A 14,987-nucleotide genomic window follows, 5' to 3' on the forward strand; every position below is an offset into this window, starting at 1 on the left:
TCGTTGTTAAGGGATAACGGGGATAGATATGGCTCAGCCAGGTGTAGTGCGTGAACCGTCCATGGAAGAGATCCTGGCCTCCATTCGCCAGATCATCGAAAGCAATGAGCCAGGCGCCGGAAAGGCGATTTCCGCCTCGCTTCCTCCCGTTTACGGTGCGGAAGAGGACAACGACTCCGAAATCCATCTGACGGTTGACGATACCTATGCCGGCGTCGAGTTCCCGGAGCCGTCTGCGCTGCGTCCCGATCCGCGTTTCGTCGCTGCAAATTCTGCCGGTATTGCGCCTGAGCCGGAAATGCCGGCCCGCGCCATGTCGCTTGCCGATGTCGCAGCCCGCGTCCGCGCCGCTTCCGAGCGTAGTGCCGTTCAGGCCGGCCAGGTTCTCCGTGACATGCCGCGTGATATGCCCCAGGTGTTCCGCGAACCGCAGCCGCAATTCGAGCCGCAGTCAGCTTATGACGCGCCGCACGCAGCGCCCACCCCCCGCCCGGTCGAGCCGGCTCCGGCTCCCCGCGTTGCCCCCGTCCCTCAGTATGCGCCCGAGCCTGCGCCGGTCTTTGCCGAGCAGCGCCTGCCCGAGGTTCCGCAGCCCGCGCTCGTCGAGGAGGCACCCATGCTTCCCGTCGTCGAACAGCGCGTCGAGTCGGTGGCCTTCCAGCCTGCCGAAGTTACACCTTTGCGTGTAGCGGAAGACGTTCAGCCGTCACTTCTGTCCCAGAACACCGGCCTGCAGGTTGCCCGTTCCTTCGAAGAGCTCGCCGCTGCCATCGATGGCGCAGCCGAGCGCCGCTCGCTGGATGAGATTGCCGAAGACATGCTGCGGCCGATGCTGCGCGAATGGCTAGACGACAATCTGCCGACGCTCGTCGAACGCCTCGTGCGCGAAGAGATCGAACGTGTGGCGCGCGGCCCGCGCCGCTGATCGGAAACGCTTTTTCCAGACAAGAGCCGCTCCGGTCTCCGGGGCGGCTTTTTTATTGACTTGGCCGTAACCATCCTATTTACAAAACGCCCATCCTCGAACCTCGAATTGGTCAGAAAATGCTCGAAAAGACCTACGATTCCGCCGCCGTCGAACCGAAAATCGCTGCGAAATGGGATGAGGCCGATGCCTTCCGCGCCGGCGCTAATGCCAAGCCGGGCGCCGACAGCTTCACCATCGTCATCCCGCCGCCGAACGTGACCGGTTCGCTGCACATGGGTCATGCGCTGAACAACACGCTGCAGGACGTCATGGTGCGGTTCGAGCGCATGCGCGGCAAGGATGTGCTCTGGCAGCCGGGCATGGACCATGCCGGCATCGCCACGCAGATGGTTGTCGAGCGCAAGCTGATGGAACAACAGCTTCCCGGCCGCCGCGAGATGGGCCGCGATGCCTTCATCGAAAAGGTTTGGGAGTGGAAGGGTGAATCGGGCGGCCTGATCTTCAACCAGCTGAAGCGTCTCGGCGCTTCCTGTGACTGGTCGCGTGAGCGCTTCACCATGGACGAGGGCCTGTCGCAGGCTGTTCTCGAAGTCTTTGTCACGCTCTACAAGGAAGGGCTGATCTACAAGGACAAGCGCCTCGTCAACTGGGATCCGAAGTTGCTGACGGCGATTTCCGACATGGAAGTCGAGCAGATCGAGCTCAAAGGCAATCTCTGGCATCTTCGCTATCCGCTGGAAGACGGCGTCACCTACCAGTATCCAATCGCTTTTGATGAGGAGGGCAAGCCCACCGAATTCGAAACGCGCGATTACCTCGTGGTTGCGACGACGCGGCCGGAGACGATGCTTGGCGATACCGGCGTTGCGGTTAATCCCAAGGACGAGCGTTACAAGTCGATCGTCGGCAAGCATGTCATCCTGCCGATCGTTGGCCGACGCATTCCGATCGTTGCTGACAGCTATGCCGATCCAACCGCCGGCAGCGGCGCGGTCAAGGTTACGCCGGCGCATGACTTCAACGACTTCGACGTCGGCAGGCGCACCGGGCTGCGTGTCATCAACATCATGAATGTCGACGCCACGATTACCATCAAGGACAATGAGGATTTCCTGGAAGGTCTCGATCATCCGGCCGCCTTGCATGGCGCCTGGGACCGGCTGGAAGGCCAGGATCGTTTTGCTGCACGAAAGATCATTGTCGAGATTTTCGAGGAAGCCGGTCTGCTCGATAAGATCGAGCCGCATAAGCATATGGTTCCGCATGGCGATCGTGGTGGCGTGCCGATCGAGCCGCGTTTGACCGAGCAATGGTGGGTTGACAACAAGACCCTTGCCAAGCCTGCCATTGCCTCTGTTCGCGAGGGCCGGACAAAGTTCGTCCCGAAGAACTGGGAAAATACCTATTTCCAATGGATGGACAATATCCAGCCGTGGTGCATCTCCCGTCAGCTCTGGTGGGGTCACCAGATTCCGGCGTGGTATGGCCCGGATGGTCAGGTTTTCGTCGAGAAGACCGAAGAGGAGGCACTGCAGGCCGCCATCCAGCACTACCTGTCGCATGAAGGACCGATGAAGGCCTATGTCGAGGACCTGCTTGAGAACTTCAGGCCGGGCGAGATTCTGGTACGTGACGAAGACGTGCTCGACACCTGGTTCTCCTCGGCCCTCTGGCCGTTCTCGACACTTGGCTGGCCGGACAAGACGCCCGAACTGGAGCGATATTATCCGACCAGCGTTCTTGTCACCGGTTTCGATATCATCCCGTTCTGGGTTGTTCGCATGATGCAGATGGGCCTGCATTTCATGAAGGATGAGGACGATAACCCGGTCGAGCCGTTCCATACCGTCTATATTCACGCTCTGGTGCGCGACAAGAACGGGCAAAAGATGTCGAAGTCCAAGGGCAACGTCATCGACCCGCTCGAACTGATCGACGAATACGGTGCCGATGCGCTGCGTTTCACGCTGGCGATCATGGCAGCCCAAGGCCGCGACGTGAAGCTCGACCCGGCTCGCATCGCCGGCTACCGGAATTTCGGCACCAAGCTCTGGAACGCCACGCGCTTTGCTGAAATGAACGGCGTCAAGAGCGATCCGCATTTCGTGCCGGAAGCAGCCGAGCTCACCATCAACCGCTGGATCCTGACGGAGCTTGCCCGTACGGAACGTGACGTTACGGAAGCGCTTGAAGCCTACCGCTTCAACGATGCCGCCGGTGCGCTCTATCGTTTCGTCTGGAACCAGTTCTGCGATTGGTATCTCGAACTTCTGAAGCCGGTCTTCGGCGGTGAAGACGCGGGCGCGAAGGCCGAAGCTCAAGCCTGCAGCGCTTATGTTCTGGAAGAGATCTACAAGCTGCTGCATCCCTTCATGCCCTTCATGACTGAAGAGCTGTGGGCGCACACGGCCGGTGAGGGCCAGGAACGTGACAGCTTGCTCTGCCACGCCGAATGGCCGTCGCCGTCTTATGCCGACAATGCTGCGGCCGATGAGATCAACTGGCTGATCGACCTCGTTTCCGGCATCCGCTCGGTGCGCTCGGAAATGAACGTGCCGCCGTCGGCCACCGCGCCGCTCGTCGTCGTTGGCGCCAACAGCCTGACGCGTGAACGGCTGTTCCGTCATGATGCGGCGATCAAGCGCTTGGCGCGGGTCGACGGTATTTCGCTGGCGGAATCTGCACCGAAGGGTGCCGCTCAGATCATCGTCGCAGAAGCGACCGCCTGCTTGCCGCTTGGCAATCTGATCGATCTCGCGGCGGAAAAGAGCCGTCTCGAAAAGGCGATTGTAAAGGCCGAGGGCGAGATCGCGCGCATCGACGGCAAGCTCTCGAATGAGAAGTTTGTCGCCAATGCCAACCCGGAAGTGGTGGAGGCGGAACGCGAGCGTCACGCCGAACTGACGAACCAGATCGAAAGCCTGAGGACTGCTCTAGCGCGAGTTAGCGAAGCAGGATAATCGCGGGGAACGAGTATATTATTCCTGAAGGCGCGTTCCCTTGGAGCGCGCCTTTTGCGTTCAAAAGTATGATGATTCTCTTAAATTTGGCTGGTTAGGGCCGCAACCCCTGTGGATATCACCCATTTGGGGTATGCTGTGCGCGAAAACTGACACTGTTGTCGGTTTGATACAGCTTCCACTCTTGATGGAAAAAGAATCTAACGGACCCCTAAAAATCCACAGATGGAAGAATAGAATTTTATCCATCCGATTTTTTGACGTGCCCGTCAATTAGTTACGTAAATTAGTCATAACGCAACTTCGCGTCGCAGCGGAGCGCCTCGTTGCGATTTGTTAAGTTCACTAGCACAGTGTGATTACATCAATTGCTTGAGTGGGGGAGACACAATGGCAGCGCGTATGTTTTCCAGGGGCGTAACATCGCTCGTTATTCTTTCGGCACTCGCTTCAGCGTCCTTTGCGGGTGGTCTGGAGCGCAACGGTTATAATATCGACCAACTGCTCGATACGTCGCCGTTCTCGTTCCAATCCGGCATCACCTACGTCACGCCGCAGCGCAAGCTGAAGAACGTACGCGACACGGATACTTCAGTATCTCCAGGCGGTGGCAATCTGAACAACCGTTCGAATACCGCCGATGATACCGCAAATTACACCGTTCCCTACTTCGGCTTTAAGGCCGGTTTCGGCGATATAGTCGATTGCCTTGTCGATTATTCCGAGCCCTTCGGCGGGCATACCAATCCCGGTTTGAACTGGGCCGGCGCCAACAATAATATCGAGACGGAGATCAAAACCCGCAACTATGGCGGCACTTGCTCCTATCGTTTCGATGTCGGTCCGGGACAGCTGCGCTTCATCGGGGGCGCCTTCTATCAGGAGGTCGAGGGCTTCAAGGAGCGGCTGGTTTCGACAGTTCCGATCGCCTTCGGTACGGGCAATGGCGTCGGTCGCCTCGATCTCGAAGACAATAGCTGGGGCTGGCGCGCCGGTCTCGCCTACGAGATCCCGGAATATGCGATGCGCGCGAGCCTCGTCTATAACAGCCGCGTAAAGTACGACAACCTGACGGGCACGGTCGATCTCACTCAGGTTACTGCGCCCGTTGGACAGCTCAATGCCGCTCCCTATGGAAGGATCACGCCCGTTTTCGGTTCCGCCGAAGCACCGGATTCGTTGGAGTTGAAGTTGCAGAGCGGTATCGCTCCGGATTGGCTCGCTTTCGGTTCGGTCAAATGGACGAACTGGAGCGTCCTTCAGTCCGTACCCTTCTGCCCGACGTCGACCAAGGGCCGTGTCGCTTGTACCTCCGGTGGCGCGACGGAACTGACCTCTCTCGATCTTCTCTATCGTGACGGTTGGACCATCACCGGTGGCGTCGGCCACAAGTTCAACGACCAATGGGCTGGTGCAGTCAGCCTGACCTGGGATCGTGGCACCAGCCAGGGCTATGGCGCTCAGACCGATAGCTGGACGCTTGGTGTCGGTGCAGCCTTCACGCCGACCGAGCATATCGAGTGGCGCGTCGCCGGTGCGGTTGGCGTGCTGACGAGTGGTTCGTCTGGCGTCGTGACACAGAATGGCGTCACGTTTGGAGATGATGTCTCCTATTCCTTTGGCAACGATCTGGTTGCTGCGCTATCGACCAGCCTAAAGGTCAAGTTTTAATTCGCTGATTTGAAGAATTGAGGAGCCCGGCAGTGCCGGGCTTTTCTTTGTTTGCCACTCTTAATCATTCCATCTTCTCGTCTCGTTTTGTGACGATTCAGCAACACTTTTTTACGACGGTTCGCGTATGGTGTCGGCGGGGCGAATTTGTCCATTTCCCGCCACAAAGAGGGCGCAGCGCTATTAACGGGCGAGGAGATGACAAGCGTAGGTGTGCGTAAGCAGTAGCATGGGTCGAATTTTTTCCGGTAACGCCAGATATCGCGATAGCGCGGGCGAGAGGCCAGCGGCAGCAGCCGTTTTGCTTTTCGCCAAAGGCATTTCCGGCCGGAAATCCGCCCCGTCGGTAGTGTTGCAGATTTACTCGTTTCAATCATTTTCAGTCTCCCGGCATGAAGCTTCGTTCCACACGGAAGGGTGCGATACCGGTTTGGTCACATTTGCTGTTTACGAAGACGATAAAGGCGAACGGGTGGGGACCTGGATCGCGAAAGGAGTACCGCAGGCATCACATGCGGGCCGTGCCGGAAGCCGGATGGTTCGCAAGGATGTGCTGGTTTTGAAAGAGGGGCATGGGGCTGGAAGCGACGCGGGTAAAGGGGCCTTGGAGCCCGCCGCGGGATCGCTCGCCTGGAAGGAATGCATCCACGCGGGCAGAACGGCGAAAAAAGCCGCCGCCAGGCGTCTGTGATGAACGAAAGAAACCGGTAAAGATGGTAACGTCCGAGTTCAGATTGTTCAAATTCATGCTGCTCAGCATGTCGATGGCCGTTTCGCTGGCCCTGGCCTGTCCGGTCCTGGCATTCGACATCAAGACGGGCGTGACGAAGGAATCAGGCCCCTTCGATCTCTTCAAATTCGGTTTCAAAGCTTACAAGAACGGTCAGAAGGAAGAGGCGGTCGAGGCCTATAAATACGCCGCCGAAAAGGGCCACACCGGTTCGCGCTGGGCGCTCGCCAATATGTATGCCGATGGCGACGGTGTCGCGCAGGACGATTTCGAAGCCTTCAAGATCTACAGCGAGATTGCACAGCAGGGCGTGGAGCCTGGCTCGGAGGATACCGGCTTCTTCATCAACGCGCTGCTGTCGCTTGCCAACTACTACAAGCACGGCATTTCCGGCAGCCCGGTGAAGATCGATCTCAACCAGGCCCGACAGCTCTATTTCCAGGTCGCCTCCACCTTCGGCGTTCCCGAGGCGCAGTTCCAGCTTGCGCAGATGATGCTCGCAGGCGAGGGCGGCAGCGCCAATATCAACCAGGCCAAGAAATGGCTCAACCAGGCCCGCAAGAGCGGCCATCCCGGCGCCATGGCGGTCTTCGGCAACATCCTCTTCGATGAAGGCCAGTCTGCTCGCGGTCTCGCGCTGATGACGGCGGCTCTCGACCGCTGTAAGCCGAAGGATTGCAGCTGGATGCAATCGCTTCAGGAAGATGCCTTCTCAGTCGCCAGCGAAGCGGATCGGCGCACGGCCGTATCCATGTCGCATACGATTGCGAGCGGCTCGGACGACTAGGTTTCAGAGCTTTAAATTCAGGCAGCGAAATCGAAGTAAGCGACGACGGGCACGTGGTCGGACGGCTTTTCCCAGGCACGCACATGCTTTTCGATCGCAGCTGACGTCATGCAGTCGGCTGCTTCCGGCGACAGCATCAAATGGTCGATGCGGATGCCGTTGTTCTTCGGCCAGGCGCCGGCCTGATAATCCCAGAAGGAATAGAGCGCCGTCGCATCGGTTGCCGAACGCACCGCATCGACGAGACCGAGATTTTCCAGCCGGCGGAAGGCTTGGCGCGTCTGCGGCAGGAAGAGTGCATCGCTTTCCCAGACCTTCGGGTCGAAGCAGTCATGCGGCTCGGGAATGACATTGTAGTCGCCGGCCAGAATGAAAATTTCCTCGTATTCAAGGCGCTCGGCCGCGAACTTGCGCAGCCGTTCCATCCAGGCGAGCTTGTAGGGGTATTTTTCCGTTTCCGGCGGGTTGCCGTTCGGCAGGTAGAGGCAGCAGACGCGCGCCACCTTGTTGCCGGGCAAGGAGAAGACGGCTTCGAGAAAACGCGCCTGCTCATCGAGCGGATCGCCCTGCAGGCCGCGATTGACTTCGGATGGTGAGCTCTTGGAAAGAATGGCAACGCCGTTGAAGCCCTTCTGTCCATGCGTTTCGACATGGTAACCGAGCGCCTCGATTTCCAGCCGCGGGAAGCCTTCGTCGACCGTCTTGATTTCCTGCAGGCAGACGATATCAGGACTGGAATCCTTCAGCCATTGCGTGAGGTTGTCGATACGCGCCTTGACGCCATTAATGTTCCAAGTCGCGATCTTCATGGCTTCATCCTGCTCTCTGTGCTGAACGCTCTTTTATCTCGCTCCCGCGTCGGCGGACAAGACAAGAAACCGGCCGGAAGAAAATCTTCGGCCGGTTATCAATGGGAAGTCATTCTTGGATCAGATCGCGAAGCTGGTGCCGCAGCCGCAGCTTGCCACCGCATTCGGATTCTTGATCTGGAAGGACTGGCCGAGCAGGTTGTCGACGAAATCAATCTCGGAGCCTGCCATGTAGACTAGCGAGAGACTGTCGATCAGCACCTTGGCATCATTCTTCTCGACGACGATATCGTCGTCAGCTGCGCCATCCACAAGATCGAATTTGTAGGAAAAGCCGGAACAGCCACCACCTTCGACGGAGACGCGCAGCGCGCTCTTGCCGGGATCGCTGCCGACGATAGCGGCAATACGCTTTGCCGCGGCATCGGAAAGGGTTACATTCACTTCAGTCATTCTTCCTCCTGCCGGGGTCAAGATCCGGAGAGAATTCTTTTTCGGCGTTTGATATTCAAACGCATGATATCAAAGAAACTTATCATGTTCCTTCGGTAAAGGACAGGATCTGGCGAAGCGGACAATGAAGCGCCTCTTTGCCGTTTCTATAAGCTATAGGTATGAAGAGCGGATAGCCGCGTCAATGGGCAAGGCTACAACGCGTTAGTGACGGTGAAGAATGAGCTTCGACAGGCATGCATTGGGTTTCGGTTATGGCGAACGGGCGGCTTATGCGGCAGATCCATGGAACTCGCGCGGGCGTCTCTATCACGAGAGCGGCAGCCCGACGCGTTCCGATTTCCAGCGAGACCGCGATCGCATCATCCATACGACCGCCTTTCGCCGGCTGAAGCATAAGACGCAGGTTTTCATCGCCCAGGACGGCGACCATTACCGCACGCGCCTGACACACACGATAGAGGTAGCACAGATTGCCCGCGCGCTTGCCCGCGCCCTGAAGGCTGACGAGGACTTGGCCGAGGGCGTGGCGCTCGTCCACGATTTCGGCCATACGCCCTTCGGCCATACCGGCGAGGATGCGCTGCATGAAGAACTGCTGCCCTATGGCGGCTTCGACCACAATGCCCAATCCTTGCGCATCGTCACCAAACTCGAGCGGCGTTATGCCGAATTCGACGGCATCAATCTGACCTGGGAAAGCCTCGAAGGCCTCGTCAAGCACAATGGTCCGCTGCTGACGGCCGATGGCGTCGGCACGCGTGGACCGGTGCCGCAGCCGATTCTTGATTATTGCGAGCTGCACGATCTGGAACTTGCGAGCTATGCGAGCCTGGAAGCTCAGGCAGCAGCGATTGCCGACGATATCGCCTACAACACCCATGACATCGATGACGGTCTGCGCTCGGGCTACCTGAATTTCGAGATGCTGGAGGAAATTCCGTTCCTTGCCGGGCTAATGGCCGAGGTAAGGGAGCGCTACCCGCATCTGGAGCCGAGCCGCTTCACGCATGAAATCATGCGCCGCCAGATCACGCGCATGGTCGAGGATGTCATCGGTGTGGCGCAGAAGCGCCTGGCAGAGCTGAAACCGCAGAGTGCCGATGATATCCGCAAGGCCGATCATGTGATTGCAACCTTTTCGGATGAGATGGCCGAGACTGACAGGCAGATCAAGGCGATGCTCTTCAAGCGCATCTATCGCAATCACGATATTATGCGCATCCGCGCCGGTGCCGCCCAGATCGTCAAGGATCTCTTCGGCGCCTACATGGCCAATCCCAAGGAGATGCAGAGCCATTATTGGGTCGACCATATCGCCGGCCTTTCCGATGCGCCGAAAGCGCGGCATGTCGGCGATTATCTGGCCGGCATGACGGATACTTATGCCATCAGTGCCCACAGGCGATTGTTTGACCACACTCCGGATTTGCGATAGGCAGCGGGCGCCCGGCAGCCGCCGGCAAACCTGTTGGCACGGCCTGTGCATGGAAGAATGCGATGAACCTTTTTACCGATTTTGAAGCCAGGATTAAAAACGCCCTTGAACAGCTCGATCTGGTCAAGGAAAAGCGATCCGAGCTCGATTTCGGTCGCATTGCAGTCGAGCCGCCGCGTGATGCGAGCCACGGCGATGTGGCGACCAACGCCGCCATGGTGCTTGCCAAGCCGCTTGGCACCAATCCGCGCGCGCTTGCCGAAATCATCATTGCCAAGCTGCAGGAAGACACCGACGTTGCCGAGGTTTCGGTTGCCGGCCCAGGCTTCATCAATATCAGGCTCTCCGTCGGCTACTGGCAGCGCCTGCTTGCCTCGATGATCCAGTCAGGCACCGGCTACGGCCGCTCGGGCCTGGGGCAGGGCAAGAAGGTCAACGTCGAATATGTCTCGGCCAACCCGACGGGCCCGATGCATGTCGGTCATTGCCGCGGCGCCGTCGTCGGTGACGCGCTGGCAAACCTGCTTGCCTTTGCCGGCTACGATGTCGTCAAGGAATATTACATCAACGATGCTGGCTCGCAGATCGATGTGCTCGCTCGTTCCGTCTTCCTGCGTTACCGCGAGGCGCTCGGCGAGAAGATCGGCGAGATTCCGTCAGGTTTCTATCCCGGCGACTATCTGGTCCCGGTCGGAGAATCGCTCGCTGCCGAATATGGCGTGCGCCTGCACAACATGCCGGAAGAGCAGTGGATGCCCATCGTCAAGGATCGCGCCATCGAGATGATGATGGTGATGATCCGCGAGGATCTGGCCGCTCTCAACGTCCACCACGATATCTTCTTCTCCGAGCGCACGCTGCATGCCAACGGCGCGGCTGCCATTCGCACGGCGATCAACGACCTGACCTTCAAGGGCTATGTCTACAAGGGCACGCTGCCGCCACCGAAGGGCCAGCTTCCTGAGGATTGGGAAGACCGCGAACAAACGCTCTTCCGCTCGACTGAAGTCGGTGACGATATCGACCGTGCGCTGATCAAGTCGGACGGTTCCTATACCTATTTCGCTGCCGACCTTGCCTACTTCAAGAACAAGTTTGACCGCGGCTTCAACGAGATGATCTATGTGCTCGGCGCCGACCATGGTGGCTACGTCAAGCGTCTCGAGGCGGTTGCGCGCGGCGTTTCCGAAGGTAAGGCGAAGCTGACGGTGCTGCTCTGCCAGCTCGTCAAGCTCTACCGTGACGGTGAGCCGGTGAAGATGTCGAAGCGCTCGGGCGATTTTGTCACATTGCGCGATGTCGTCGAAGAAGTCGGGCGTGATTCGGTCCGTTTCATGATGCTTTACCGCAAGAACTCGGAGCCGTTGGACTTCGATTTCGCCAAAGTAACGGAACAATCCAAAGATAATCCGGTCTTCTACGTGCAGTATGCGCATGCCCGCTGCATGTCCGTCTTCCGGCAGGCGAAGGAAGCCTTCCCGGATCTCGCCCCGACACCGGAGCTTTTGGCGCAATCCGTTGCAGGCATTACGGATTCTGCCGAATTGCAGCTGATTGCCAAGGCTGCAGAATTCCCGCGTATCGTCGAAAGTGCAGCCCAATCTCAGGAGCCGCATCGCATCGCATTTTACCTTTATGATCTTGCCAGCGCCTTCCATGCCCACTGGAACAAAGGTAAAGATCAGACTGAATTACGATTTGTTAACGATAAGAACCGAGAATCAAGTATTGCCAGACTTGGGCTGGTGTACGCTGTCGCGTCGGTTTTGAAGTCGGGACTTGCCATTACAGGTACTGCCGCACCGGACGAAATGCGATAACGTCACCATTTCCCCACAATGCGCTGGCATTGAAGTGTTTGCGTTTTTTGAGTGGGATGGGCATGGCTGATAAACGACTTGCGTATGACACGCGCGGTAAAGACGATATGTTTGCCGACGATGATCCGTTGGCTGAACTTGCTCGTATCGTCGGCTTTGAACCTCGAATTGCGGCCAATACTGTAGATGAGCCTCAGCGGCAGGAGCCGGTCCTCGATCTCGAGGACGAGCTCCTCCGTGAGTTCGAGCGTTACGACGCGCCGCGTCCCTTGGTTGATCTCGATCATCCGGCCGAGCCAATCGCCCAGGACATCGAAACCTACGACTATGTCGAACCGGTCCACGAGGACGTGCCCTCCATAGGCGAGGAGCTCGCGCCGTCGGTTATGTCCGATTTCGAGACGCCTGTCGTCGAGCCCGAATTTTCTACGGAAACTGCCATAGCTCCCGAAGTAGCCGCGCCTGAACCGGTCGCAGCCGAATGGGAAGCGCCTGTCGCCACCGACTGGGCTCCCGCTCCGTCAAAGCCTGTGGCTGTTTCCGCAGAACCTCCGGTTACCTTGACGGCCTATGGTGGCGCCCGCGATCTGATCGAAGAGCTTGAGCTTTCGATCGGCGGCGCTCTTCCTGTCGCTCAGGCCGTTCAGTCGCCGGCGAAGGCGCCGCAGTGGTCGGCCGCCAGCATCCGTCTGCCGCTCGCCAATTTTCACGCGCCGCGTCGTGAAGAGCCGGTCGTCGAGACACCAGTTGTCGATACAACTGTTATTGAGCCGGCTCAGGCTCCGGTTGAAGCCTTGGTCGACGAGCCCGAGTTTGTTGCCGAACCGGAATTGACGATCGAACCCGAAGTGGTTGCGCCTGAGGTAATTGAAGAGCCTCTGGCGGTCGCCGCGGTTGAAGCGGCAGATTTCGAGCCGGTTGCGGCCTCCTTCGGTTTTCCGGCCGAGATTGATCGCCACGAAGACGTCGCCCTCTCTGAAGAGCCTGTCGCAACGTTCGAAGATGTTGCTGCCTTCGAAGAGCCGACCGAGCCCGACAATGCCGGTTTCGATCTGATTGCTGCGACCGCCGAAGGTGACGTCCATGCGGATGCAGCCTTGACGGAGGCGCCGCCGGAGTCAGCCTTTGATACGGATGCCTTTGATCTCGACGATCTCCTGGCGGATGTTTCCCGTTATCCGGTGCCGCAGCGTGCTGCAGCCCCTGTCGTCTCCGAGCCTGTTGCTGCGGCGCCTGAGGCTGTTGCCACGCCACTGGCGCCGCAGCCGGTCTCGGCTCCTGTCGCACCTGTTTTCCAGGCCCCCGTCTTTGATGCGCCCGTCTTTGAGGCCCCTGTCTTCGAAGCGCCCGTTGCTCGTGCACCGGCTCAGCCGACGGTGATTGCGCCCGTGCCGATGAGCCGTGCGACGCCGGTTCTTCGCCAGCCCGAAGCGCCAAAGCCGGTCGTTCGGGAGCCTATGGAGTCGGTCTCGCAACCTATCGCGCCAGCGCCGGTCGTCGCGCGTCAGCCGGAACTGGAGCCTGAAGATCCATTTGCCGGCCACGATTTCGAACTGGATCTCGCGGGCATCGAGCTGGAGCTCGCCGATCTCGATTTCTCCGAGCCGCCGGCTCCGCTGCCGAAGCCTGAGCCCGTGCGCGCTGCGCCCGTGGTCGCAGCGCAGCCAGCGCCGCGTCCGCAGCTGCAATCCGCACCGGTTTTCGTGCCGGAGCCACAGCCTGCTCCGGTGAGCTACGCCAAGCCGGCGCCGTCAAACGAATCTACGGACGATCTCCCCTTCGATCCCTCGATGATCTCCGATCCGGAAGAACGTCCCGAGACGGTCGAGGACATGCATGTTCCGACACTGCCGCCTGTCGAGCATACGGAGCCGGTCGCCAAGACCGCCGACTTCGATTTCGATCTCGATGCCGAGATCGCAAGCTTCTTCGAGCCCGCCAAGCGGCAGGAAAAGGCGCCGGTCGCCCCTGCCTGGGCGCCTCCGGCCGCTGCTGCATCGGCCGCCGCTGCGGTCAAGCCGGCAAGCACCGCCTTCGCCGACGGTCTTGATGATTTCGAACGCGCGCTGGAAGAGGACTTCCGCCGCAGTGTGCGCGAGCCGGTCGAGCGCCGCGAGAACGTTTCCGAAGTCCATATCGAATCCGCAAGCCAGACTGCCGATTTCAACCGCGCTCGCTCCATGCGCCGCCTGCTGGCTGCAGCCGCCATGCTGGTCGTTTTTGCCGGTGGCGCTTACGGCGTCTACAGCTGGGTGTCCAACGGTGCCGGCCTCAGCATCGCCGGCTCCGGCGAGCCGCGCGTCATTACTGCCGACAAGGACCCGGTGAAGGTCGCTCCCGAAAATCCGGGCGGCAAGACCGTGCCGAACCAGGACAAGGCCGTCTATGATCGTGTCGCAGGTGCCGCCGAAGAGCCGAAGCAGAAGGCTCTGGTCTCCTCCGACGAACAGCCGGTCGATGTCGTCCAGCGCACCCTGACGCCCGAGGTCTCGCCTGATGACGATGAAGGCAATGGCGATTCCGTGCTGCCGACTGCCGTCGGCGAGACGCAGGATCCGCGCCTGCTGCCGGACCACAACGCAACCGCGGATGCGTCCGCTGCCGATGACGATGCAACGCCGTCCGTCTCGCCACGCAAGGTCCGCACGATGATCGTCAAGCCGGACGGCACGCTCGTTGCCCGCGAGGAGCCGGCACCTGCCGAGCAATCCGCACCGGCCAATGAGGTGGCATCGGCAACGCCCGCAGCCCAGCCGGCAGCGACGCCGTCTGCTGCAAGCTTCCCGGCAAGCAACGGCAATCAGGTCGCGTCCACCGCTCTTCCGCCTGTCGGAACGACGCCTGCAGCCCAGCCGGCTCAGACGGCTAAGGTGGCTGAGGTGAACGCTGCCAACGCAAATCAGGTTGATCCGCCGGTTCGCGCAGTCAAGACGACACCGATCACCGATACAGCGTCGGCTGCACCGACCGATACGGCGCCTGTCCCGACGGCCCGCCCGGCCGAACAGCCGGTTAATGTCGTCGGCACGGTAACCGAAAACGGCAATGTCCGCCCGACGGCTCAGCAGAAGCCGACACAGGTCGCTTCCGCGCCGGCAGCAGCCGCTGCCCCGCCGGCACAGCAGGCTCCGGCCGCCGCAAGCGGTGGCTACGGCATCCAGATCGCATCGCTGCCGTCAGAGGATGAGGCAAAGAAATCCTACGCCAGCCTGTCGAAGAAGTTCGCTGGCGTGCTTGGTGGCCGCGCTTACGAAATCCGCAAGGCCGATATTGCCGGCAAGGGCACTTTTTACCGTGTCCGCATCCCGGCCGGCTCGAAGGATGAAGCTGCCGCCCTCTGCGAAAAGTTTCGCGCTGCCGGCGGAAGCTGCCTGATCTCCAAATAAGCCCT

General features: G+C 59.6%; 10 protein-coding genes. 8 read left to right on the forward strand and 2 right to left on the reverse strand.

What is annotated here, in order from left to right; genetic code table 11:
* The first annotated feature begins 28 nt into the window (after window positions 1–28).
* From J2X71_RS16950 to exoR, 5 genes are all read left to right on the forward strand, one after another.
* Complete coding sequence (locus tag J2X71_RS16950) at window positions 29–925, forward strand: DUF2497 domain-containing protein (RefSeq protein WP_310383120.1); 897 nt, start codon at window positions 29–31, stop codon at window positions 923–925.
* Between the two features lie 119 nt (window positions 926–1,044).
* Window positions 1,045–3,888: a valine--tRNA ligase gene (locus J2X71_RS16955; RefSeq protein WP_310383122.1), complete on the forward strand. Its 2,844-nt coding sequence runs from the start codon at window positions 1,045–1,047 to the stop codon at window positions 3,886–3,888.
* Window positions 3,889–4,278: 390 nt separating this feature from the next.
* Window positions 4,279–5,559 (forward strand): OmpP1/FadL family transporter, encoded by a 1,281-nt coding sequence (locus J2X71_RS16960; RefSeq protein WP_310383124.1) that lies wholly within the window; start codon window positions 4,279–4,281, stop codon window positions 5,557–5,559.
* Between the two features lie 229 nt (window positions 5,560–5,788).
* Complete coding sequence (locus tag J2X71_RS16965; RefSeq protein ID WP_310383125.1) at window positions 5,789–6,250, forward strand: hypothetical protein; 462 nt, start codon at window positions 5,789–5,791, stop codon at window positions 6,248–6,250.
* A 22-nt stretch (window positions 6,251–6,272) separates the two neighbouring features.
* The gene (exoR, locus tag J2X71_RS16970; RefSeq protein WP_310383127.1) at window positions 6,273–7,076 is read left to right on the forward strand and encodes an exopolysaccharide production regulator ExoR; all 804 of its coding nucleotides are present in this window, start codon (window positions 6,273–6,275) and stop codon (window positions 7,074–7,076) included.
* 17 nt (window positions 7,077–7,093) lie between these two features.
* On the opposite strand, the gene xth is transcribed toward exoR, so the two are convergent.
* Both xth and erpA read right to left on the reverse strand, forming a co-directional pair.
* The gene (gene xth, locus J2X71_RS16975) at window positions 7,094–7,885 is read right to left on the reverse strand and encodes an exodeoxyribonuclease III (RefSeq protein ID WP_310383128.1); all 792 of its coding nucleotides are present in this window, start codon (window positions 7,883–7,885) and stop codon (window positions 7,094–7,096) included.
* 120 nt (window positions 7,886–8,005) lie between these two features.
* Window positions 8,006–8,338, reverse strand: a complete 333-nt coding sequence (erpA, locus tag J2X71_RS16980) for an iron-sulfur cluster insertion protein ErpA (protein WP_007815592.1) — start codon at window positions 8,336–8,338, stop codon at window positions 8,006–8,008.
* Window positions 8,339–8,558: 220 nt separating this feature from the next.
* Between erpA and J2X71_RS16985 the strand changes: the two genes are divergently transcribed.
* The 3 genes from J2X71_RS16985 (at window position 8,559) to J2X71_RS16995 (ending at window position 14,982) form a co-directional block, all read left to right on the forward strand.
* Window positions 8,559–9,776, forward strand: coding sequence for a deoxyguanosinetriphosphate triphosphohydrolase (locus J2X71_RS16985; RefSeq protein WP_310383131.1), 1,218 nt, complete (start codon window positions 8,559–8,561; stop codon window positions 9,774–9,776).
* A gap of 62 nt (window positions 9,777–9,838) precedes the next feature.
* The gene (gene argS / locus J2X71_RS16990; protein ID WP_310383133.1) at window positions 9,839–11,596 is read left to right on the forward strand and encodes an arginine--tRNA ligase; all 1,758 of its coding nucleotides are present in this window, start codon (window positions 9,839–9,841) and stop codon (window positions 11,594–11,596) included.
* 62 nt (window positions 11,597–11,658) lie between these two features.
* Window positions 11,659–14,982 carry an SPOR domain-containing protein gene (locus tag J2X71_RS16995; protein ID WP_310383134.1) on the forward strand — a complete coding sequence of 1,108 codons (3,324 nt, stop codon included), beginning with the start codon at window positions 11,659–11,661 and terminating at the stop codon, window positions 14,980–14,982.
* Window positions 14,983–14,987: the final 5 nt, after the last annotated feature.

It is taken from the genome of Rhizobium sp. 1399 (assembly GCF_031455475.1).
Lineage (GTDB): Bacteria > Pseudomonadota > Alphaproteobacteria > Rhizobiales > Rhizobiaceae > Rhizobium.